Here is a 20,862-nt window from a genome sequence, read left to right on the forward strand (position 1 = left end):
CTTACATGGGCGAAGCCAGAATCCTGCTACGTGAGGCGCCGGTCGCCGGCAGCGCAGCCGAAGTCGAGCGCAAGCTGAGCGTGCTCGAGCTGTTGTGGAACGATGGGTTCGTCCGCAAGACCGTCATCATCCTGTTCCTTGCGGCGGTCTGGGAGGCCTACGGTCTCACCCTCGACAATCCCCTGCTGTTTCCGACGCTGCACGACACGATCCTCACGCTCTACGATCGCGTCAAGGACGGCACGATTCCCATGCGTGCCTGGGCTTCGCTAAAAGTGCTGTTCATGGGCTATTCGGCCGGCATTGCGCTCGCCGCGATCTTCACCGTGCTCGCGATCTCGACCCGCATCGGCACCGATTTCCTCGAGACTGTCACGGCGATGTTCAATCCGCTGCCGGCGATCGCGCTGTTGCCGCTCGCTTTGATCTGGTTCGGTCTCGGTAACGGCAGTCTGGTGTTTGTGCTGATCCACTCGGTGCTGTGGCCGGTCGCGCTCAACACCCATTCCGGCTTCAAGAGCGTGTCAAACACGCTGCGCATGGTCGGCCGCAATTACGGCCTGCGGGGATTGCCGTACGTAGCGAAAATCCTCATCCCCGCCGCGTTCGGCTCGATCCTGACCGGCCTCAAGATCGGTTGGGCCTTCGCTTGGCGCACGCTGATCGCCGCCGAGCTGGTGTTTGGCGTTTCGTCCGGGCAGGGTGGGCTCGGCTGGTTCATCTTCGAAAACCGCAACCTGCTCGACATACCTGCGGTCTTCGCCGGCCTCTTGACGGTGATCATCATCGGGCTTTTTGTCGAGAACCTGATCTTCCGCGCCATCGAGCGGAACACCGTGCAGAAATGGGGCACCCAATCATGACCAAGAAGAAACTAACGCCCGACCAGCTCCGCAGCGCGCGCTGGTTCGCACCCGACGATCTCCGCTCGTTCGGCCACCGCTCCCGCACCATGCAGATGGGCTACGCGCCGGAGGAGTGGAAGGACCGCCCGATGATCGCGATCCTCAACACCTGGTCGGACGCGCAGCCCTGCCACATGCACTTCAAGTCGCGCGTCGACGACGTCAAGCGCGGCATCCTGATGGCCGGCGGTCTGCCGCTGGAGCTGCCGGCGCTGTCGCTGTCGGAATCGCTGCTCAAGCCGACCACGATGCTCTATCGCAATCTGCTGGCGATGGACGCCGAGGAGCTGCTGCGCAGCCATCCCGTCGACGGCGTGGTGCTGATGGGCGGTTGCGACAAGACCACGCCGGCGCTGCTGCTGGGCGCGACCTCGATGAACATTCCGGCGATCTATCTGCCGGCAGGCCCGATGCTGCGCGGCAATTGGAAGGGCAAGACGCTCGGCTCGGGCTCGGACGGCTGGAAATACTGGGACGAGCGCCGCGCCGGAAAAATCTCCGACAAGGACTGGCTCGACATCGAAGCCGGCATTGCGCGCAGCTACGGCACCTGCATGACCATGGGTACGGCTTCCACCATGACCGCGATCGCGGAGGCGATCGGCATGACGCTGCCGGGCGCCTCCTCGATTCCCGCGGCAGACGCTAACCACATCCGCATGGCCTCCGAATGCGGCCGCCGCATCGTCGAGATGGTCTGGGAAGATCTGACGCCGAAGGCGATCCAGACCCGCAAGGCGTTCGAGAACGCGATCGCAGTGGCGATGGCGATGGGCTGCTCGACCAACGCGATCATCCATCTGATCGCGCAGGCCCGCCGCGCCGGCCTCGACGTTGGCCTCGACGATTTCGAGATTGCGAGCCGCAAGGTGCCCGTCATCGCCAACGTGCGGCCGAGCGGGGATGCCTACCTGATGGAGGATTTCTTCTATGCCGGCGGGCTGCCGGCGCTGATGAGTCAGATCAAGCCGCATCTGCATCTCGACTGCATCACCGTCACCGGCAAGACCGTGGGCGAGAACATCGATGGCGCCGAGGTTCACAACGACGACGTGATCCGCTCGATCCACAATCCCATCTACAAGGAAGGCGCGCTCGCCGTGCTCAAGGGCAATCTCGCGCCCGACGGCTGCGTCATAAAACCCTCCGCCTGCGCGCCGCGCTTCCTCAAGCATACCGGGCCTGCGCTGGTGTTCGACGATTATCCGTCGATGAAGAAGGCGGTCGATGATCCCGATCTCGACGTCACCGAAGACCACATTCTCATCTTGCGCAATGCGGGGCCGCAGGGCGGACCGGGCATGCCGGAATGGGGCATGCTGCCGATCCCGACCAAGCTCGTGAAGCAGGGCGTCCGCGATATGGTGCGGATCTCCGATGCGCGCATGAGCGGCACCAGCTACGGCGCCTGCATTCTGCACGTCGCCCCCGAATCCTATGTCGGCGGGCCGCTGGCGCTGGTGCGGAACGGCGACCGCATCACGCTCGATGTCGCCGCCCGCACCATCAATCTCGATGTGTCGGAGGCGGAGCTCGACAAGCGCCGTGGCGCCTGGAAGCAGCCCGAGCGCCGCTTCGAGCGTGGCTATGGCTGGATGTTCACCAAGCACATCAAGCAGGCCAATGACGGCTGCGACTTCGACTTCCTCGAGACCGATTTCGGCGCGCCGATCGGCGAGCCCTCGATTTACTAGAGAGCGTGACATGACCAAACTCACCGAAGCCACCCGCACCAAGCTCAAATCCGTCTCCACCGCCACCGTCGCAACCGCGTTGTTCAAGCGCGGCCTGCGCATCCAGATGATCCAGGATGTGCACCCGCTCAGTGCCAACCAGCCGACCATGGTCGGCGAGGCCTTCACGCTGCGTTACATGCCGGCGCGCGAGGATCTCAACACCATCGAGGTCTTCAAGGACCGTTCCCATCCGCAGCGCAAGGCAGTCGAGGATTGCCCGCCAGGCAGCGTGCTGGTGATGGACAGCCGCAAGGACGCACGGGCCGCTTCCGCCGGTGCGATCCTGGTCACGCGCTTGATGAAGCGGGGCGTCGCCGGGGTCGTCACCGACGGCGGTTTTCGCGACTCGGCCGAGATCGCCAAGCTGGGTATCCCCGCCTACCACCACCGCCCGAGCGCGCCGACCAATCTGACGCTGCATCACGCCATCGAGATCAACGTTCCCATTGGCTGCGGTGATGCGCCGGTGTTTCCCGGCGACGTCATTCTCGGCGACAGCGACGGCGTGATCGTAATTCCCGCGCATCTCGCCGAGGAGATCGCCAACGAGACCTTCGAGATGACCGCGTTCGAGGACTTCGTCACCGAGGAAGTCAACAAGGGCCGCGGCATCTTCGGTCTCTATCCGGCGACGGACCCGCAGACGCTCACCGACTTCGCCGCATGGCGGAAGGCGAACGGCCGCTAAGCCCGCGCGCCGGCAGCAAATCTTACCAAGAAAACAGGCCGGCCGCAGCAAGCGCCGGCCTTAAATCACCCGGGGAGGATTCCATGAATTTCACACGACGCAATCTCTTGGCTGGCGCTGGCGCGGCGGCGGCTTCCACGTGTCTCGCCCGCGTCGCCGGTGCCCAGTCGTTTCCGTTCACGCCGAACCAGCGCTATCCCGATCCCGCCATCCAGATCCTCGATCCCGGTTTTGGAAAATACCGACTCTATTCCTCGACGCTTGAGCAGGTCGCAACCGGCATGCGCTGGGCCGAAGGCCCCGCCTATTTCCCGGAAGGCGGCTACCTGCTGTTCTCGGACATTCCCAACAACCGGATCATGAAGTTCGACGAGAAGACCGGGCAGACCAGCGTGTTCCGTGCCAACGCCAACTACGCCAACGGCAATGCGCGCGACCGCCAGGGCCGCCTCGTTAGCTGCGAGCACTCGGTCACCCGTCGCATCACCCGCACCGAGAAGGACGGCAAGATCACCGTGCTCGCCGACAAGTTCGAGGGCAAGCGGCTGAATTCGCCGAACGACATCGTGGTGAAATCCGACGACAGCATCTGGTTCACCGACCCGCTGTTCGGCATCAACGGCGAGTGGGAGGGCAAAAAGGAGAAGGCCGAGCAGGCCACCACCAACGTCTACCGCATCGCCAAGGACGGCAAGCTCACCGCTGTGCTGACCGACCTCTTCAATCCGAACGGCCTCGCCTTCTCGCCGGACGAGAAGAAGCTCTACGTCGTCGAATGGAAGGGGACGCCCAACCGCAGCATCTGGAGCTACAATGTCGGTGACGACGGTTCGCTCAGCGGCAAGACCAAGCTGATCGACGCCGCCGACCAGGCCTCGCTGGACGGCTTTCGCGTCGACCGCGACGGCAATCTCTGGTGCGGCTGGGGCTCCAACGGTGCGCTGCAATCCGAGCCGACCGAAATCGCCGGCCGCAAGGTGTATCAGCTCAAGGGCAAGTCGGAAGATCTCGACGGCGTCATGGTGTTCAGCCCCGAGGGCAAGCCGCTCGCCTTCATCAAGCTGCCCGAACGCTGCGCCAATCTCTGCTTCGGCGGCCCGAAGAACAATCGCTTGTATATGGCCAGCAGCCACTCGGTGTATGCGCTGTATGTGGAAGCGCACGGGGCGGTGTGAGGGAGATTGTGGGACGGTAACTCGTCCCACAATCTCCGTCGTCGTCCTGGCGAATGCCAGGACCCATTACCCCAGGGAGGAGTTTGGCGAAGACTCGGAGTCGTCGTGTTTTCGCGCGGTACTGACACCGATCTCTATCGGATAGATCACGCGGTATGGGTCCTGGCTTTCGCCAGGACGACGATGGGGAGGCATATGAGCGCCTACACCCCGGCCTCCGCCATCCCCGCTGCCCACAGCGCGAACGCATAGACGATCGCGACTTCATCCAGCCGGTTGAAGCGTCCCGAGGCGCCGCCATGGCCGGCTCCCATGTTGGTGCGGAGCAGGACCGGGCCGCCGCCGCTCATCGTCGCGCGCAGGCGCGCGATCCATTTGGCGGGCTCCCAATAGGTGACCCGCGGATCGGTCAAGCCGCCCATCGCCAGGATCGCCGGATAGTCCTTCGCCGCGACATTGTCGTAGGGCGAATAGGACAGGATGGTGCGGAAATCCTTCTCGCTCTCGATCGGGTTGCCCCATTCCGGCCATTCCGGCGGGGTCAGCGGCAGGGTGTCGTCGAGCATGGTGTTGAGCACGTCGACGAACGGCACTTCGGCGACGATGCCGGCGAACAATTCGCCGGCGCGGTTCGCCACCGCGCCCATCAGCATGCCGCCGGCCGAGCCGCCATGGCCGACGATGCGCTTTGCGCTGGTGTACTTCGTATCTATCAGTGCGCGGGCGCTGGCTGAGAAATCGTCGAACGAGTTCGTCTTCTTCTCGCGCTTGCCGTCGAGATACCAGCCCCAGCCCTTGTCGGCGCCGCCGCGGATATGGGCGATGGCGTAGACGAAGCCGCGATCGACCAGCGACAGCCGGTTGGCGCTGAACGAAGCCGGCATCGCCATGCCGTAGGAGCCGTAGCCGTAGAGCAGCAGCGGCGCTGCGCCATCGAGCGTGAGCCCGCGGCGATGCAGGATCGAGACCGGCACCTCGGCGCCGTCATGTGCCTTCGCCATGATCCGCGTGGTGACGTAATCGGCCGCATTGTGGCCGGATGGAATCTCCTGCCGCTTGCGCAGGGTGCGCGTGCGCTTGACCATGTCGTAATCATAGACTTCCGACGGCGTCGTCATCGACGAATAGGAAAAGCGCAAATTCGTCGTCTCGAACTCGTAGGAGCCCATCGTATCCAGCGAATAGGCCGCCTCGTCGAACGCGATGGCGTGCTCCTCGTTCGAGGCGAGATCGCGGATCACGACCGACGGCAACGCATTGGCGCGCTCCAGCCGCACCATATGGCCGGCATAGAGATCGAGGTCGATGATGTAGATGCTCGGGCGATACGGGATCAGATCGCGCCAGTTCTTGCGCTCGGGTGAGGCGAGCGGCGCGGTGACGATCTTGAAGTCGATGGCGTCGTCGGCGTTGGTGAGGATGAACAGTTCGTCGCCACGGTCGGCGAGCGAATATTGCACGCCTTCCTCGCGTGCCGCGACCAGGCGCGGCGGTGCCTCGGGGTTTGCGAGGTCGATCAGCCGCTGCTCGGAGGTTTCGTGGTCGCCGCCAGCGATCACGCAGAAGCGGCCGCTGGTGCTCTCGTGCAGATGGGTGAACCAGCCGGAATCCTGCTCTTCGTAGACCAGCGTGTCGTCGGCCTGCTTCGTGCCGAGCTTGTGCCGCCATACCTGCATGGGGCGATGATTGTCGTCGAGCTTCACATAGAAGAACGATGTCGCGTCGCTGCTCCAGACCACGCCGCCGTCGGTCTCCTCGACGACATCGTCGAGGTCCTTTCCGATCGCCCAGTCGCGCACGCGGATGGAGAAATATTCCGAGCCCTTGGTGTCGGCGCTCCAGGCCTGCAGCCTGTGGTCGTTCGAGTGCCGGCTGCCGCCGAATTTGAAATAGGTGTGGTCCTTGGCGAGCGCATCGCCGTCGAGCACGATGTGGCCCTCGCCGCCATCGCGCGGCATGCGGCCGAACAGCTCGTGCTGGCCGCCTTCGCGGAACTTGCGGAAATAGGCGAAGGGACCATCCGGCGACGGCACGCTGGAATCGTCCTCCTTGATCCGCCCCCGCATCTCGCGCACCAGCGTCTTCTGGAGGGCTGCGGTATGGCCGAGCAGGCTCTCGGTATAGCTATTTTCTGCGTCGAGATATTTGCGGATGTCGGGATCGAGCACCGCGGGGTCGCGCAGCACCTCCTGCCATTTCTCGTCCTTCAGCCAGGCATAGTCGTCGGTCACGGTGATCCCGTGCCGCGTGAAGGAATGCGGCCGGCGCGGCGCGACGGGGGGCTGGGAAGGTGTTTTGGCCTGTGTCACTCGATCCTCATCATGTCACGTTCGCGCAGCGCTCTTTCTTCACCTCGCCCCGCTTGCGGGGAGAGGTCGAATTCGATCGCAGATCGAATTCGGGTGAGGGGATACAGGTCCCTCGACAGATCTCATCCGCGGAGAGAGCCCCTCACCCCGACCCTCTCCCCGTAAGAACGGGGAGAGGGAGAAGCTGCACCGCCTTATATCGTCCCGATTTCATGAATTGCCAGCGCGACTGCGCCATTCGCCGGGTTGTTGATCGGTCCCTTCTATGCTTTAGGCTTCCTAATCCCCGCCGCCGGTCCAGCCTGATGCTGTTCAATTCCTACCCGTTCATCCTGCTGTTCCTGCCGGCCGCGCTCGCGGGGTATTTCTGGCTCGGGCGGCGCAGCAATCTGGCCCCGGTGATCTGGCTGGCGGCGGCCTCGCTCACCTTCTATGCCATCGGCAACTGGCAGTTCGTGGCCCTGTTGCTGATATCGATCGCCTTCAACTACGGCATAGGCCATCTCCTCATCGTGGCGAAGCTTGCTCCGTCGCAGCGAAAGGCCGCACTTGCCCTCGGCGTCGCCGGCGACCTTCTCGTGCTTGGCATCTTCAAATATGCCGGCTTCGTCACCGAGAACATCAATGCACTGGCCGGCACGCATTTCGCAGTCCACATCCTGCTGCCGGTCGGCATCTCCTTCTACACGTTCACCCAGATCGCGTTCCTGGTCGATGCCTGGCGCGGACAGGTCGCAGCCTACGCGTTGCCGCACTATGCGCTATTCGTGACATACTTTCCGCATCTGATCGCGGGACCGATCCTTCATCACAAGGACATGATCCCGCAATTCGAACGGGAGGAAACGAAGCATCCGCATGCGCATCTGATTCTGTGCGGCCTCATCATCTTCGCAATCGGCCTGTTCAAGAAGACGTGCCTCGCCGACGGCATCCAGCCGCTGGTCGCGCTCGCCTTCGATGCGCGCGCGCCGAGCTTCGACCAGGCCTGGCTCGGTGCACTCGCCTACACCTTCCAGCTCTATTTCGACTTCTCCGGCTATTCCGACATGGCGATCGGGATATCGCTGATGTTCGGCATCTTCCTGCCGGTCAATTTCAACTCGCCCTACAAGGCCACTAGCATCGTCGAGTTCTGGCGGCGCTGGCACATGACGCTGTCGCACTTCCTGCGCGACTATCTCTACATCCCGCTCGGGGGCAACAGGCGCGGCCGCGTGCTCCGTTACGTCAATCTGCTGATCACGATGCTGCTCGGCGGGCTCTGGCATGGCGCGGCCTGGACCTTTGTCATTTGGGGCGCGCTGCATGGCGCCTATCTCTGCGTCAATCACGCTTTCAATGCGCTGGTGCCGAATGTTCCGAAGTTGCTTGCGCGCCCAACGCGCGTCGCGGGGGCCGTGCTGACATTCCTCGCCGTCGTTATCGCCTGGGTATTCTTCCGCGCCGAACGGGTCGATTGGGCCATGCGGATTCTGAATGCGATGGCCGATCCCGGGAACATCGTGTTCGGGCGCGAGGAGATTGGGGCGTCGGTGATGGTCGCAATTTATGCCGCGCTGGTCTGGCTCGCGCCGAACACGCAAGTAATCATGGGATACGACCACGCCAATCGCAGGGTCGGCGACGGCCTGATGGCCGGACGGATGCGGCCGCTGGTCCTCTATGGTGCGTCGCTGGTGCTTGCGTTCGGGATTTTGGGTATCCAGAGCCACAGCGAATTTATCTATTTCCGGTTCTGATGCGCGGCGCGTTCACACATCCAGGGCGTCTTCTCCTTGCGAGCATCGCGTGCGTGCTAGGCGCGGCTGCGCTCACCTATGTCATCGATCCCCTGCAACTGTTCCGGCCCTCGCGCCTCGTCGCGCCGTTCTATTCCGAGGACACGCGCGTGCAGAATGCTGGGCTGATCCGCAGCCAGCCGTTCGACACCGCCTTCATGGGCACCTCGCTCGCGATCCATTTCCGTCAGAGCGACATCGACCATGCGCTTGGCGTGCACTCGCTCAAGCTGGCGATGACCGGCTCCAATTCGCGCCAGCAGGGCTTTGTACTCGAGCAGGCCATCGACCGCGGCGCAAAGCGCGTGATCTGGGCGATGGACGATTTCATCTTTGTCGATGCGGCCGACATCGAGACCGATCCTTATCTCTCCGCCGATCTCTATCGCGGGACGGCAAAGGGCATCGCGTCCTACCTGTTCAGCGCGGCAATGGCGAAGGAATCCCTGTTCGCATTGCTGCGGTCGGTTCCGCCGCTGCGGCAGCCGCTGACCCGGGCTGCGCCTTTTCTGCCCGTCAAGTTTGCGCTTGACGACGTCGACGACATCTATGCGCTGCCGCGCGATATCGACGTCGCGCGCGCCTACAATGCGAAAAGGACGCTCGCGGCCTTCACCTATATCACCGATCCCGTACGCAGCCGTTTTCTCGGCGAAGGCTATCGTTACGACGCGATGGTCCGGCATTTCGAGCGTGACGCCGTCGACCTGATCGCGCGCCATCCGGACGTGACCTTCGACATCTACTTCCCGCCTTATTCGATCCTGCAATTCGTCGCGATGCGCGACGCGTCGCCTGCGACGCTGAAGATCGTCACCGATCTCACCGCCGTCATGGCGCAGCGCCTGACGCAGCTTCCCAATGTGCGCCTGTACGATTTCCGGGCGATCAAGGACGTGACGCATAACCTCGACAATTACGGCGACGTCATCCACCATTCGCCGGTCGTCGATGCGAAGGTGCTGTCGTGGCTGGCGCACGGGGAACATCGGGTCGATCCGAAGGCGCCGCTTGCGTCATTGGACGAGTTGAAGGCGCAGGTTGAAGCGTATCGCGTGCCGCGGTGAAGCTTGGGCGGCTGCGAGGCTCGGAGTGACCACAAACTCCGCTGTCGTCCCGGCGAAGGCCGGGACCCATAACCCCAGGGAGGAGTTTGGCGAAGATTCGCAGTTAAAGCTCTTTCCGCGGTACGGACACCGTGCGTCACGGATGGATCACGCGGTATGGGTCCCGGCCTTCGCCGGGACGACAGCGGAGCGGGTTACACAGGCTGACTTACACCGCCACCTCTTCGCCGAGATACGCGACCGCCGCTTCGAGCCCGCCTTTGCCGTGCGGGATCTTCAGCGCGTTCAGTCCGACCTCGATCACGCCCAACGTGCCGAGCAGCATCGGGGCGTTGACGTGGCCCATATGGGCGATGCGGAAGGCTTGTCCCGAGAGATCGCCGATGCCGGTGCCGAGCACCACGCCGCACTTCTCCTTGCAATAGCGTTGCAGGATTGCCGGATCGTGGCCGTTGCTCATGGTCACCGTGGTCACGGTGTTGGAGCGTTCGCTGGCTTCCGCGACGTTGAAGCCGAGCACCTGGCCTTCGGACCACGCGCCGACCGCGCGGCGTGCGGCTTCGCCGAGCAGGCTGTGGCGGCGGAAGGCGTTCTCCAGGCCTTCCTCGTGCAGCAGGTCGATCGCCTGGCGCAGCGCGAACAGCAGATGGACCGGCGCGGTGCCGGCATATTTGCGATAGTGCTCGCTGCCCTCGCGCTCGCTCCAGCTCCAATAGGGCGTGCTCATATTGGCCGTCTTCTGGACCTCGAGCGCACGCGCGTTGGCCGCGACGAAGCCGAGGCCGGGCGGCGTCATCAAGCCTTTTTGTGAGCCCGACATCGCAACGTCGATGCCCCATTTGTCCATCTCGAACGGCATGCAGCCGAGCGAGGCGACAGTGTCGACCATGTACAGCGCCGGATGGCCGCTCGCCTTGATCGCCTTGCCGATCGCCTCGATGTCGTTCTGCACGCCAGACGCCGTGTCGACCTGGACGACGACGACCGCCTTGATGGTGTGCTCCTTGTCGCGGCGCAGGCGCTCCTCGACCTCGTGCGGCCGCACCGCGCGGCGCCAGTCGCCCTTGAGCACCTCGACCTCAGCACCCATCAGGGACGCGGCATTGCCCCAGCCGATCGCGAACCGTCCGCTTTCGAGCACCAGCACCTTGTCGCCGCGCGACAGCACGTTGCTCAGCGCCGCTTCCCAGGCGCCATGTCCGTTGGCGATGTAGATGTAGGACTTGCCCTTGGTGGCAAACAGTTTCGAGATGTCACTGAGCAGGCTCTCGGTCAGATCGGTCATCTGTTTGGAGTAGATGTCGATCGCCGGACGATGCATCGCCCGCAGCACCTCGTCGGGCATATTGGTGGGCCCGGGGATGGCCAGAAATTCCCGGCCCGCGCGAACGGTCATTGCTGTTGGTCCTTGTTGCCTGAGAACAGGATGGTGGGTCGCTGATTCACACTTTTACGCGGCGCTGCGGTGCAAGAAAAGGCCGGAAAACGCAGGTCTGACGTGGGTTATCTCTTAGTCTCGCGGCAGCCCGCATCTTCGGCTTCCTCCACCGAGCAGAACCAGCGCGTGCCCTTGCTGATCTTCATCTTGATCTGCGCATACCAGCGGCTGGTCGGCCGGTGATAGATGCATTCGCCGGCGGAGTTGACGTTGCCCTTGATGGTGCAGTCCGGCGAGGGCGCGACCGGGCCCGAGGCCGAAGCGAGCAGGATCGCATGCGCACCGTCGGGCGGCTTGGTGGCGCCGAGGATGATGGTCTTCTTGTTGCGCACGCGCCAGTCCCAGGGCGCGATGAAGGCGCCCTGCCACATGCCGGCCTTGGCCTCCCGCGCGGCCTTCTCGTCCGGCTCATAGTCGTGCGACATGCGGGTGTAGGCCAGCGCCCAGCCTGTGCGCACCAGCCATTTCTGGATGTCCTCGCCGCCGACATCGCAGCGCGCCACGGTGCGGCCGCGCCGGTCGATCGATCTGGCATGGCAGACCCAGCTCTTGCCGTCGGCGTATTTGGCGAGCTCGTCGCGGGCCGCGATGCCGCAGGTCCAGCGCTCGCCCTTGTTGTTGAGGCAGAGCTGGTCCACCGCGGGCGCGTCGATGCCGCCGAGCCTGATCCGCGTGTTGCCGATCATCACGGCGTCGCCGGCGCGAACCTTTGTGGTGCCGGTGATGTCGGCAGCCTCAGCCGGCGACGGCAAGCCGGTCAAGGAGAAGCCAAGCAATGACAGCGCAATCAGGAATTTTCGCAACATGCCGGTCCGCGTGTGATGAAATTGCGATAGACCTCGCAATTGTGGTCGGCTTTTGTCCGCCCTGCCAGCATATGCCTGCCAGTTGGGCTTTCAACTTACTGTCATCTTTCGTCTCCACGGCGGCAGAAATGGTGGGTTACGCTTCGCTAACCTGCCCTACGAAACCTATCCCCGCGCCATCGCCCGCTTGGCCACCGCCAACCCCATCAGCACGAACGCCGACGTGACCTCCGGACCGCCGACCAAAATCCGCGTCGGCGTCTTCATCTTGTTCCATTCATAGGCGCGGAACGGGCCGCGGCGGCCGCCTTCGCCGAGGCTCGCGACGATCACGTTCAGCGCCGGCGCAAAGGCGCGCGGGTCGGCGCCGAGATGGCCAAGCGCCATCAGGGCGAGCGCTGCGTCGAACACGTTCATCTCGGCGGCCATCAGCTCGCCCTTGACGTAGGAGAGCACGCGGTGGCGGATGAAATCGAAATCGCCGTCGGGATCGATGATCGCCTGCGCCGCCAGCGGCAGCGCCAGGAAGGCGGCGTAGCAGCGGCCGAAATAGGCGCTGTAGAGCTCCGGCAAATAGTAGATGTGCGAGCGCGGATTGGCGAAGGCGCCGCTCGCCGCCAGCCGCTTCTGGAAGCCGATGATGCGATGGACGGTGGCAAGCCGCGCCGGCGTCTCCAATACTTTCCAGCGGGTGAGGTTGCGGAAGCTGACCTCGAGAATATCGAGATTGAGGGTCGGATCGAGATCGTTGCCATAGGGCCGCTCGCCCTTGAGGTTGTCGATCCAGGTCGCAACCCCGCCCTCGTAGTCGATATTGTCGTTGATCGGCACGGTCACGCGCGGCTCGTTGATGCCGGCGCGCACCTGATAGCATGCGTAGAAATCCAGCAGCGGCTGGTCGAGGATCGGATCGGTGCAGCCGGCTTGCATCGCCGCGGAGACCGAGCACGCCGTGGTGTCGCAATCCGGCACGTAGACGCCGAAACCGAGGTCCTGCTTGATCTGGGCGAAGTAGCGCGAGAAGCGCGGATGCGGCGCCGGCGCGAGCGCGGTGATGACGTTGAACCGCGCGCCGTCGATGCCCTCGACCTCTTCGCGGCTGATGTTGACGCAGAAATCGACCATGTCGGCAATTGCGCGCTCCGCCGCCGTCTTGTCGGCGAGCGAGGCCAGCCCGGTCTCGACGTAGCTCAACAGCGCCTCGATGAAGAACGCGTCGTAATAGGCCGAGCGGTGGCGGATCTGCACCGGCTCCCACATCGGTTCGGCAATCCCTCGCCAGGGCGGATTGACGACGGCGCGCGCCGGTGATCGCGCGATGAAGACACGGGCGAGGTTGAACAGCAGCGACGAGTTCTTGTAGCCGCGCGCGTTGAGACCCGTGAGCGCCATGGTCAGCTCGCGGCCGCGGAAATCGGGATCGCCGATCAGGTTGAACGCGGCGTAGGTCGGCAGAAAACCATTTTTGCGGTACGAGCCCAGCAGATGCTGCGCGCAGTCGCGGATCACGCCGTCGATCTGCGATTGTTGCGGCATCGCGCCGGTGAACGTGGCCGGCGGCGGCCTGGGATGGTCCAGCGCGATGCTGTCGACGAGATCGGCGACAGGCTGGCCGACCGCCGCCCAATCGGGCTCGGCCTCGTCGCGGGCGCGCACCAGCGCCTGGCGCAGCCGGGCCAGTTTCCCCTCGTCGCGCAGCTCGGGCAGTCCGGCCCGGCGCAGCAGCACCCGCAACGCGGGATTGCCGAGCGCGGTCTTGTAGAACTTGGCCAGATGCGGATCGCCGCTGGCCGCAACAGACAGTACGGGATCGCAGACGTCGTAAAGCGAGGGGCCGTCCTTCCGCGCCGTCAGCGCCCGGCAGGCGGCGCCCGCAAAATATTGAAAGCTCATGAAATACCTGGTCGCGGGAATTTGGCCGGGGGCGCCGGCCGGCACGCTCCCAGCCGCGCGCCACCCCCCCTGCAAGTCGTTGAAAAAGCTACCCGGATTCGCAGGAAATACAAATGTGATGACGGTCACAGAAAAAGCCGGCACGAAGCCTGCATAATCAGCCTCCGGAAGGCTACGGGGACGCAAAAAAATCACACATTGGGCGGCCCAAATTAATTCATGTCTTCAGAGACTTAGCTCAAATTTTCGGCGATCTATTGCGGGGGAGGCGATATCCGGTTAAGGGTTTGTTTGGTGCGGCGCCGCAAATTGCGCGCAATTCGGGGGCACACCCCCGGCCAATCCCTCAAACCCAAAGACGCTATCGCGCTACTCAAACAGTGTGCGCGTGCTTGGCTGGTCTTTGGCACTGACAGGAATGACGCGAGATGAATGTAACGCAGCTCGACATTTCCCGACGCACGATCGCGGTGGCCGCAGCCCTCATCGGCACGGTCTCGCTCGTGATCGGCGCCCATGCTGCCCTCAACATGCGGGCGCTCGATGCCGCCAAGGCCGTTTCGACCGACCAGGTCACCGGCTCGATCGGCCAGGCCTCGCGTCTTGCCCTCGTCATCGGCAATGGACATTACCCCGACGCCAGCGCGCCGCTGACGCAGTCGATCAACGACGCCCGCGCGCTGTCCTCGTCGCTGCGCAAGAACGGTTTTGACGTCGACATGGTGGAAGACGCGACCAAGGACGACATGGTCCGTGCCGTCAATCGCCTGAAGTCCCGGATCAAGCGCGACACCGTCGTCATGCTGTTCTTCGGCGGCTACGGCGTGCAGGCCGGCCGCGAGAGCTACATGCTGCCGGTCGATGCCGTGATCTGGAAGGAAAGCGATGTCCGCCGTCACGGCGTCTCCATCGAGGGCGTGCTCGACATGATGAAGGAGCAGGGCGCCAAGGCCAAGCTCGTCGTGGTCGACGCCTCCCGCCGCAATCCCTATGAGCGCCGCTTCCGCTCCTACAGCCACGGCCTCGCGCCGATCAGCGCGACCGACAATGCGCTGATCCTCTCCTCGGCTTCGCCCGGCAAGGTCGTCGACGACGGCAAGGGCGAGCACAGCGTGCTGGTCAGCGAGTTCCTCAACAACCTCAATGCGCAGGGCAGCGCCGAAAGCGTCTTCAACAAGACCCGCCTTGCCATCTCCCGCGCCAGCGAAGGCGATCAGGTCCCGACCGTCTCCTCCTCGCTGCTCGAGGACGTCCATTTCGGCGAAGCCGGCGGCTAGTTTTTCCTAGCGCTGGTAGGGTGGATTAGCGAAGCGTAATCCACCCTACGATCTACGTGCTCAGCGCACATCTGCCTCTCCACCGTCATTGCGAGCGCAGCGAAGCAATCCAGAATCTTGCCGCTGAAAGATTCTGGATTGCTTCGTCGCTTTGCTCCTCGCAATGACGATCGTGGCGATTACTTTGCCGCTTCCGTAGCCATCACCGTGCGCACCGGATCGCCTTCGCGCAGAAGCGCGCCGGCGCGGGCGACGACGATATCGCCTTCGTTGAGGCCGTCGCGGATCTCGATATTGCCGCCCGACATCAGTCCGACCTCGACCCGCTTGGTCTCGACGCGGTTGCGGCGGATCACCTGCACGACGGTGCCGGCGGAGGAATACTGCACCGATGTCAGCGGCACCGCGACGTTGCAGCTCTGCCCGGACTTGATCAGCGCGCGGCCGCTCGCATTCAGCAACAGCCGCTTCTGCGAGGAGATGCCGATATAGACCATGCCCTGCTGGATGTTCGGCTCGACCGTCGGGCCGATGCGGCGCACCTTGCCGTCGATGTCGCCGGCGCCGGCGATGCGCACCGTCGCGACCTGGTTGACCGCGAGCTTGCGCATATCGCTGGTCGCGACCAGGGCGACGAGATCGTACTCGCTGCGCGCCACGATCGTGAACAGCGCCTCGCCCTTGGCGGAGGCGAGATTACCGATCTGCGCTGTCGACGTTGCGATCACGCCTGCGACGGGGGCGGTGACCTGAAGCGTGCCGCCCTCGGGCAGTGCGAGCCGCGCCAGCACCTGGCCGGCGGTGGTGGTGTCGCCGGCTTCCGCCAGCACCTCCGTCACCTTCAGGCCGGGCCGCTCCGGCCGCACCGAGCTTGCCTCGCGCGCAAGGATGGTGCCGGTGCCCTCGACGATGTCGGAGAAACAGGATTTTGCGACCTTCAGCACCGTGACCGCCGGCCCCTTGGGCGCGTCGTCATCGGCGGCGGCAGCGGGCTGTGCGGACAGCAACAGCAGTCCGGCGAGCGCAACGAGATGTCTGGAAACAGAACGCGCAGGCAATGAACGCATGGGTCATTCCGGTTGGGGCCTTGACGGCCTCATCGTTAGCAGAAGCGATCGCTGCGAGCCAATGGCACATCAGGGCCGGCCGGATGGGAATGCCGCCGCAGCACGGGCGGCGCGATGCCGCCCGTTGATTTAGTCTTCGGGACCGGCGCCAAGGTTCGCTGTCTTCCACCGTCCCCGGCGGCCATCCTTCGAGACGCCCGCCTGCGGCGCGCCCTCAGGATGAGGTCAGGCTTGGCAGCGCGATATCAGACCCTCATGGTGAGGAGCCCGCCAAAGCGGGCGTCTCGAACCATGCAGGCCGAACTCATCCCGCAGTCTCCAAAGGAGCCCCCTCACGGCAGGCTCAAGAACTCCACCCAGTTCGGCTTCTTGCCGGTGGCGTAGGATTTCAGCTTGGCGAGTGCGCCGCTGCTCTGGTCAATGGCATAGACCGTCATGCTGTCGGAGAGCTCGCCCACTGCGGCAAGGTAGCGGCCGCCGGGATCGATGTGGAAGCCGCGCGGCTGCTTCTCGGTCGGCACGCTGCCGATCGTCGTCAGCTTGCCACTTGTCGCATCGACCTTGTAGGCGGTGAGCGTGCTGGTGGTGCGCTCGCAGGCGTAAAGGAAACGGCCGTCGGGGGTGACGTGGATGTCGGCGGCCCAGGGCTTTTCGGTAAATCCTTCTGGCAAGGCGCTGGTGCGCTGGATCTCGTCCCATGCGCCCCCCTTGGCCTCATAGGCGAACGCCGCGACGTCGCCGTTCAGCTCGTGGAGGAGATAGACGAACTTGCCGTTGGGGTGGAACACGAAATGCCGCGGCCCCGATTTCTCCGGCACCTTGTGAGCCGCCGGATCGCTCGGCGTGAGCGTGCCGGTCGTGGCATCGAACGCGAAGGCCAGGATCTGGTCGGAGCCGAGATTGGTTGCGAACGCGAAGCGGTTGTCGGGCGAGGGCAGGAAAGCATGCGCGTTCAGCCCGGTCGGGATCACCTGCTTCGGCTCGCCCACGACGCCGTTGGCGAGCAGCGGATTCAGCGCGACCTTGTTGCCGCCATAGGAGGCGCTGAACAGGAATTTGCCGCTACGGTCGATGGCGATATTGGCCATGCTGTCGGCGAGCGGGCCGTTGCCGAGATGGCTGAGCTGGCCCGTCTTGGGATCGATCGCAAAGCTCACCGCGAGAAACGGCTGCGAGCGGACACCGGCGATCAGCACGCGATGATCGGGCGTGATCGCGAGCGGCGTCGAGGAGCCGGGCTTTTCGACGCCGGTGAAGGCGGCCGTCTGCACGGGCGTCATCTCGCCGTTCTCGGCCATCTTGAACACGCTGATGTCGTTGCTGTCGGCGTTGCCGACATAAGCGAAGGTCTCGGCCATGCCGGCGCGGACTCCAGAAATGAGGATGAGGAAAGCGAGCGTGGTGGTAATCGCGGCGCGGGGTATGCCGGATCTGATGCGTCGGGTCGGTCTCAGCATGGGGTCCTCCTGGATGCCTGTGCGGCATTTGCCGTTTTGCCGGGAGGATAGCGGCAGCCGCCCCGCCGCACCAAACTCCAATTGGGATCGATCGATGCCGAGATGGTATCGGTCGGAGACCTACCGTATCGCCGCTGTGCGGGAGGGCAGATGGCGCCCGGGCGGGGTGTGGGGCGGCCCGAGCACGGTCCACACGGTGACCGCGAGCAGCGCGCAGGTCAGGATCGTCCAGGCGACGAGTGGCTTCCGCATCAGGCCGTATCCGTCAGTCATATGAATGAGAATGCTCCCGGGGGCGGGCCTGGCGATCGTGCACTGCAAATCGCGGCGATCCTATGAACTCGTTCACAGCCGAACCGAACCAATGCCGCGCGAGCGCATTGAACCGGCATGCCCCGTGAAAACGATCTCGAAGGTAAGCCCGACATGGGCGGCAAGCATGGCGGTCAGGCCGGCCAGCCCAAGCTGCCGCCGCGCCCGCGTCAGGGCGAGCGCGACGAGGACGTCGTGGCAAAGCGCCACACCGGCCAAACCGATCCCAACTCCGCGCCGACCAAACCAAAATAGCACCTCGCCCGCGCCGCCCGCGCGCTGGGAACGGCAGCCTCGCCTTGCCGTTACCCTGATGCCGCGGGAGGAGCAGATCGAAACGGAGGCTGGCACGTGTTTTGGATTTATTGGGACACCGCCTGGTCGCTCATCATCAGCGGCATCATGTTCGCCACCATCGTCGCCCATCCCGACTCCGAGTTCGTCGAGATCCACGCGGCCAAGCAGGTCAAGTGAGCCCGCGCCGGCAAGGTTCGACGGCGCATGTTGGATGCTGCGCCGCGCCCGGGACATCAGAATTCAAAATCTCACGTCATGCTGCCCGGAATGAAGCAGCGGATCTTGGCGCGGCCGTTGACGTAATACGGCCAGACCATGGTGCGGCCGGCGCGGTTCGGCTCGGTGATCACGGTGTCGTCGGGCACCTCGATCCAGTCGCCCAGGAGTCTGACGCGATAGTGTCCGTTGCTCGTGTCCCAGTCGACATCGTCCAGCGCCGTGCCATCGGCGTCGGCACAGCAGGGACCGCCGCCCTTGCTGTGCAGGCTCTCGAACCAGCCCTTGAGGGGCGAGTTCGCGTAGCGACCGTCGTCGCGGGCCTGCACGGATGGGCCGATTAGGACAGCAACCGCTACGAGAGTGATCATCCTGAATGCCGCGATCGCCATGTCGCCTCGCTCGATCTCGCGCGCGCACGAGCGCAGACGAGGAGCCACCTGCGCTGCACGTGACGCAATGCTGGCTGGCGCCCGCTGATCGGGTTCCAGCCGTCTCGCAGGGCAACCGCGAGGGTCGATGTTTGATCCTATTTTCAAGGGCGCGGACTCATCGATGCCACCAGTCCGCGCCCTGCTTCGGCTCTAGCCCGGCAAGCGGTCAGTAGTCCCAGAACACCGGCACCCAACGGAAGGCGTCGCCGTCGGCTGCCACCCGGCCCACGGACGGGAACGGCAGGTGGGTCGCCACCAGCATTTCGCCGGTCTCGGCAAGCTGTCGCAACAGACGGACGCGAACGCGCGCGGCCTCCTCGGGGTCGTGTTCGAAACCGTTGTGCCAGTCGGGTTGCTCGAACCCGACGGCAAACACGGCATCGCCGGCGAATGTCAGCGCGTCGTCGTCGGCCGCCATGCGAACCACGCTGTGTCCGGGGGTGTGACCGCCGGTGCGACGGGCGACGACGCCTGGCGCAATCTCTTGGTCGTCATCGAACAGCCGCAACTGACTGCCGTACTCCTTCAGGAACTGCTTGGCGGTCGATCGCAGCGCGTCCGGAAACCCTTCCGGCATGGCGGTGCGGGAGAAATCAGGCGCTTCCCAGAACTTGACCTCGGCGGCCGCAACGTGGATCCGCAGGTCCTTGCGCAGCTGCTGCTTCACGCCGTCGACCAGCAGGCCGCCAATATGGTCCATGTGCAGATGGGTCAGCACCAGATCGGTCACCGCCGAAAGATCGATGCCGGCGGCCGCCAGGCGCCTGATCAACTGCCCGGCGCGCGGCAAGTTCAGGTTCGGGTCCGAGCCCAGTCCGGCGTCGATGAGGATGGTCTTGCCGCCGCTGCGGACCATGACGGCGTTCAGCGCCCAGTCGAAAGCATCCTGCGGCAGGAACATGTCGTGCAGCCAGGTCGCCCGCACCGCCGGGTCGGCGTTGTGCGCGAGCATCTTGGTCGGCAGCGGCAGCACGCCGTCGCTGACCACCAGCACGTCGATCTCGCCGATCTTCAGCGCGTAGCGCGACGGAACGAGCTCTTCGGGTCCCGATGACACGGGATACGAGGTGTTGTGCAGATTCATGTTGGTCTCCTGTTCAAGGGCTAGGCGCTTGGTTGGTGTTGACTCTGGCTGGTCCTGGTTGAGCAGGCCGCACCGCCAGGGAGAGCGCGGCCGTCATCGCTTGGTGGGTTAGAGGCTCGTCACGCGCTCATTGCGCGGTCCAACCGCCATCGACGGAGATCGTCGTCCCGGTGATCTGGTCGGCCGCGGCCGAGCACAAGAAGGCGACGGTGCCACCGATCTGCTGCGGGGAGGCGAAGTCCAGCGACGGCTGTTTTTCGGCGAGGAGCTCTTCGGCCGCTTGCTTCTGGCTGATGCCTTTCTCCGCCGCGATGTCGCTAATCTGTTTCTCCACGAGCGGCGTGCGCACCCAGCCGGGACAGACCGCGTTGCAAGTGACGCCGCTGCCGGCGGTTTCAAGGCCTACCACCTTGGTAAGGCCGACGAGGCCATGCTTGGCCGCGACATAGGCTGCCTTGTGGGTGGATGCGACGAGACCATGCGTGGAGGCGATGTTGACGATGCGGCCCCATCGCTGCTTTTTCATCGGGGGCACGGCTGACGCGATGCCGTGAAATGCGGCCGACAGATTGATGTCGAGAATGGCCTTCCACTTGGCGGGCGGAAACTCCTCGACCGGTGCGGTGAACTGGATGCCAGCATTATTGACGAGGATGTCGAGCCGTCCGAATTTTTTGATGGTCGCCTCGATCATTCCGCGCACGGCCTCACCATCCGACATGTCGGCGCCGTCATACGCGACGCGGACGCCGTCCTCGCGTTCGATGCCGCTGCGGATCTTCTCGATCTCCCCCGGATCGCCAAAACCGTTCAGGACGATATCGGCGCCGAGCCTCGCCAGCTCTCTTGCGATCCCGAGGCCAATGCCGCTGGTCGATCCGGTGACGATCGCTACCTTGCCTTTCAACATGAAGAACTCC

19 protein-coding genes are annotated in these 20,862 nt (G+C 64.3%); 9 read left to right on the plus strand and 10 right to left on the minus strand.

Annotation, left to right across the window (positions count from 1 at the left end; all coding sequences use genetic code 11):
• Positions 1-5: 5 nt before the first annotated feature.
• The 4 genes from BRA1417_RS0106060 (at position 6) to BRA1417_RS0106075 (ending at position 4,504) form a co-directional block, all read left to right on the plus strand.
• Positions 6-863, plus strand: a complete 858-nt coding sequence (locus BRA1417_RS0106060; RefSeq protein ID WP_027515055.1) for an ABC transporter permease — start codon at positions 6-8, stop codon at positions 861-863.
• The gene (gene araD, locus BRA1417_RS0106065) at positions 860-2,599 is read left to right on the plus strand and encodes an L-arabinonate dehydratase (RefSeq protein WP_027515056.1); all 1,740 of its coding nucleotides are present in this window, start codon (positions 860-862) and stop codon (positions 2,597-2,599) included. Before BRA1417_RS0106060 ends, araD begins: the two co-directional genes overlap by 4 nt.
• A gap of 10 nt (positions 2,600-2,609) precedes the next feature.
• Positions 2,610-3,329: a ribonuclease activity regulator RraA gene (locus tag BRA1417_RS0106070; RefSeq protein WP_027515057.1), complete on the plus strand. Its 720-nt coding sequence runs from the start codon at positions 2,610-2,612 to the stop codon at positions 3,327-3,329.
• A gap of 83 nt (positions 3,330-3,412) precedes the next feature.
• Positions 3,413-4,504 (plus strand): SMP-30/gluconolactonase/LRE family protein, encoded by a 1,092-nt coding sequence (locus BRA1417_RS0106075; RefSeq protein WP_027515058.1) that lies wholly within the window; start codon positions 3,413-3,415, stop codon positions 4,502-4,504.
• A 203-nt stretch (positions 4,505-4,707) separates the two neighbouring features.
• Here BRA1417_RS0106075 and BRA1417_RS0106080 read toward each other — a convergent pair whose 3' ends face one another.
• On the minus strand, positions 4,708-6,813 hold the full coding sequence (locus tag BRA1417_RS0106080; RefSeq protein WP_027515059.1) for a S9 family peptidase: 2,106 nt from the start codon (positions 6,811-6,813) through the stop codon (positions 4,708-4,710).
• 305 nt (positions 6,814-7,118) lie between these two features.
• On the opposite strand from BRA1417_RS0106080, the gene BRA1417_RS0106085 reads away from it, so the two are divergent.
• On the plus strand, positions 7,119-8,555 hold the full coding sequence (locus tag BRA1417_RS0106085; RefSeq protein WP_027515060.1) for an MBOAT family protein: 1,437 nt from the start codon (positions 7,119-7,121) through the stop codon (positions 8,553-8,555).
• Positions 8,555-9,661 (plus strand): hypothetical protein, encoded by a 1,107-nt coding sequence (locus BRA1417_RS0106090; RefSeq protein WP_027515061.1) that lies wholly within the window; start codon positions 8,555-8,557, stop codon positions 9,659-9,661. Before BRA1417_RS0106085 ends, BRA1417_RS0106090 begins: the two co-directional genes overlap by 1 nt.
• Before the next feature lie 208 nt (positions 9,662-9,869).
• Here the strand turns inward: BRA1417_RS0106090 and BRA1417_RS0106095 are convergent, their stop codons facing one another.
• The 3 genes from BRA1417_RS0106095 to BRA1417_RS0106105 all read right to left on the minus strand — a co-directional run bounded on the left by BRA1417_RS0106095 (position 9,870) and on the right by BRA1417_RS0106105 (position 13,798).
• Positions 9,870-11,057 carry an alanine--glyoxylate aminotransferase family protein gene (locus BRA1417_RS0106095; RefSeq protein WP_027515062.1) on the minus strand — a complete coding sequence of 396 codons (1,188 nt, stop codon included), beginning with the start codon at positions 11,055-11,057 and terminating at the stop codon, positions 9,870-9,872.
• Between the two features lie 107 nt (positions 11,058-11,164).
• Entirely contained in the window at positions 11,165-11,905 is a 741-nt protein-coding gene (locus BRA1417_RS0106100) for a thermonuclease family protein (protein WP_027515063.1), read from the minus strand.
• 165 nt (positions 11,906-12,070) lie between these two features.
• Positions 12,071-13,798 (minus strand): hypothetical protein, encoded by a 1,728-nt coding sequence (locus BRA1417_RS0106105; protein ID WP_027515064.1) that lies wholly within the window; start codon positions 13,796-13,798, stop codon positions 12,071-12,073.
• Between the two features lie 428 nt (positions 13,799-14,226).
• Between BRA1417_RS0106105 and BRA1417_RS0106110 the strand changes: the two genes are divergently transcribed.
• Entirely contained in the window at positions 14,227-15,075 is an 849-nt protein-coding gene (locus BRA1417_RS0106110) for a caspase family protein (protein ID WP_027515065.1), read from the plus strand.
• A gap of 179 nt (positions 15,076-15,254) precedes the next feature.
• On the opposite strand, the gene BRA1417_RS0106115 is transcribed toward BRA1417_RS0106110, so the two are convergent.
• The 3 genes from BRA1417_RS0106115 to BRA1417_RS45935 all read right to left on the minus strand — a co-directional run bounded on the left by BRA1417_RS0106115 (position 15,255) and on the right by BRA1417_RS45935 (position 17,851).
• Positions 15,255-16,142, minus strand: coding sequence for an efflux RND transporter periplasmic adaptor subunit (locus BRA1417_RS0106115; protein ID WP_027515066.1), 888 nt, complete (start codon positions 16,140-16,142; stop codon positions 15,255-15,257).
• A 332-nt stretch (positions 16,143-16,474) separates the two neighbouring features.
• Positions 16,475-17,599, minus strand: coding sequence for a beta-propeller fold lactonase family protein (locus BRA1417_RS0106120; protein ID WP_027515067.1), 1,125 nt, complete (start codon positions 17,597-17,599; stop codon positions 16,475-16,477).
• A gap of 120 nt (positions 17,600-17,719) precedes the next feature.
• The gene (locus tag BRA1417_RS45935) at positions 17,720-17,851 is read right to left on the minus strand and encodes a hypothetical protein (protein ID WP_256379139.1); all 132 of its coding nucleotides are present in this window, start codon (positions 17,849-17,851) and stop codon (positions 17,720-17,722) included.
• A 138-nt stretch (positions 17,852-17,989) separates the two neighbouring features.
• Here BRA1417_RS45935 and BRA1417_RS43630 point away from each other — a divergent pair, with 138 nt between their 5' ends.
• Both BRA1417_RS43630 and BRA1417_RS45940 read left to right on the plus strand, forming a co-directional pair.
• Positions 17,990-18,166: a hypothetical protein gene (locus BRA1417_RS43630; protein ID WP_155809827.1), complete on the plus strand. Its 177-nt coding sequence runs from the start codon at positions 17,990-17,992 to the stop codon at positions 18,164-18,166.
• Between the two features lie 96 nt (positions 18,167-18,262).
• Positions 18,263-18,385 carry a hypothetical protein gene (locus BRA1417_RS45940; protein ID WP_018456612.1) on the plus strand — a complete coding sequence of 41 codons (123 nt, stop codon included), beginning with the start codon at positions 18,263-18,265 and terminating at the stop codon, positions 18,383-18,385.
• 71 nt (positions 18,386-18,456) lie between these two features.
• Here BRA1417_RS45940 and BRA1417_RS0106140 read toward each other — a convergent pair whose 3' ends face one another.
• The 3 genes from BRA1417_RS0106140 to BRA1417_RS0106150 all read right to left on the minus strand — a co-directional run bounded on the left by BRA1417_RS0106140 (position 18,457) and on the right by BRA1417_RS0106150 (position 20,852).
• Positions 18,457-18,816: a hypothetical protein gene (locus BRA1417_RS0106140; protein ID WP_027515068.1), complete on the minus strand. Its 360-nt coding sequence runs from the start codon at positions 18,814-18,816 to the stop codon at positions 18,457-18,459.
• A gap of 208 nt (positions 18,817-19,024) precedes the next feature.
• Positions 19,025-19,942 carry an MBL fold metallo-hydrolase gene (locus BRA1417_RS0106145; RefSeq protein WP_027515069.1) on the minus strand — a complete coding sequence of 306 codons (918 nt, stop codon included), beginning with the start codon at positions 19,940-19,942 and terminating at the stop codon, positions 19,025-19,027.
• A gap of 127 nt (positions 19,943-20,069) precedes the next feature.
• Positions 20,070-20,852 (minus strand): 3-hydroxybutyrate dehydrogenase, encoded by a 783-nt coding sequence (locus BRA1417_RS0106150; protein ID WP_027515070.1) that lies wholly within the window; start codon positions 20,850-20,852, stop codon positions 20,070-20,072.
• Between the last annotated feature and the right edge of the window lie 10 nt (positions 20,853-20,862).

It is taken from the genome of Bradyrhizobium sp. WSM1417, from assembly GCF_000515415.1.
GTDB lineage: Bacteria > Pseudomonadota > Alphaproteobacteria > Rhizobiales > Xanthobacteraceae > Bradyrhizobium.

What these genes read in the sequence shown, in the direction of transcription:
- BRA1417_RS0106060 (WP_027515055.1), top strand. Translation starts at nt 6, where the DNA reads ATGGGCGAAGCCAGAATCCTGCTACGTGAGGCGCCGGTCGCCGGCAGC.
- araD (WP_027515056.1), top strand. Translation starts at nt 860, where the DNA reads ATGACCAAGAAGAAACTAACGCCCGACCAGCTCCGCAGCGCGCGCTGG.
- BRA1417_RS0106070 (WP_027515057.1), top strand. Translation starts at nt 2,610, where the DNA reads ATGACCAAACTCACCGAAGCCACCCGCACCAAGCTCAAATCCGTCTCC.
- BRA1417_RS0106075 (WP_027515058.1), top strand. Translation starts at nt 3,413, where the DNA reads ATGAATTTCACACGACGCAATCTCTTGGCTGGCGCTGGCGCGGCGGCG.
- BRA1417_RS0106085 (WP_027515060.1), top strand. Translation starts at nt 7,119, where the DNA reads ATGCTGTTCAATTCCTACCCGTTCATCCTGCTGTTCCTGCCGGCCGCG.
- BRA1417_RS0106090 (WP_027515061.1), top strand. Translation starts at nt 8,555, where the DNA reads ATGCGCGGCGCGTTCACACATCCAGGGCGTCTTCTCCTTGCGAGCATC.
- BRA1417_RS0106095 (WP_027515062.1), bottom strand. Translation starts at nt 11,057, where the DNA reads ATGACCGTTCGCGCGGGCCGGGAATTTCTGGCCATCCCCGGGCCCACC.
- BRA1417_RS0106100 (WP_027515063.1), bottom strand. Translation starts at nt 11,905, where the DNA reads ATGTTGCGAAAATTCCTGATTGCGCTGTCATTGCTTGGCTTCTCCTTG.
- BRA1417_RS0106105 (WP_027515064.1), bottom strand. Translation starts at nt 13,798, where the DNA reads ATGAGCTTTCAATATTTTGCGGGCGCCGCCTGCCGGGCGCTGACGGCG.
- BRA1417_RS0106110 (WP_027515065.1), top strand. Translation starts at nt 14,227, where the DNA reads ATGAATGTAACGCAGCTCGACATTTCCCGACGCACGATCGCGGTGGCC.
- BRA1417_RS0106115 (WP_027515066.1), bottom strand. Translation starts at nt 16,142, where the DNA reads ATGCGTTCATTGCCTGCGCGTTCTGTTTCCAGACATCTCGTTGCGCTC.
- BRA1417_RS0106120 (WP_027515067.1), bottom strand. Translation starts at nt 17,599, where the DNA reads ATGCTGAGACCGACCCGACGCATCAGATCCGGCATACCCCGCGCCGCG.
- BRA1417_RS45935 (WP_256379139.1), bottom strand. Translation starts at nt 17,851, where the DNA reads ATGCGGAAGCCACTCGTCGCCTGGACGATCCTGACCTGCGCGCTGCTC.
- BRA1417_RS43630 (WP_155809827.1), top strand. Translation starts at nt 17,990, where the DNA reads ATGCCCCGTGAAAACGATCTCGAAGGTAAGCCCGACATGGGCGGCAAG.
- BRA1417_RS0106140 (WP_027515068.1), bottom strand. Translation starts at nt 18,816, where the DNA reads ATGGCGATCGCGGCATTCAGGATGATCACTCTCGTAGCGGTTGCTGTC.
- BRA1417_RS0106145 (WP_027515069.1), bottom strand. Translation starts at nt 19,942, where the DNA reads ATGAATCTGCACAACACCTCGTATCCCGTGTCATCGGGACCCGAAGAG.
- BRA1417_RS0106150 (WP_027515070.1), bottom strand. Translation starts at nt 20,852, where the DNA reads ATGTTGAAAGGCAAGGTAGCGATCGTCACCGGATCGACCAGCGGCATT.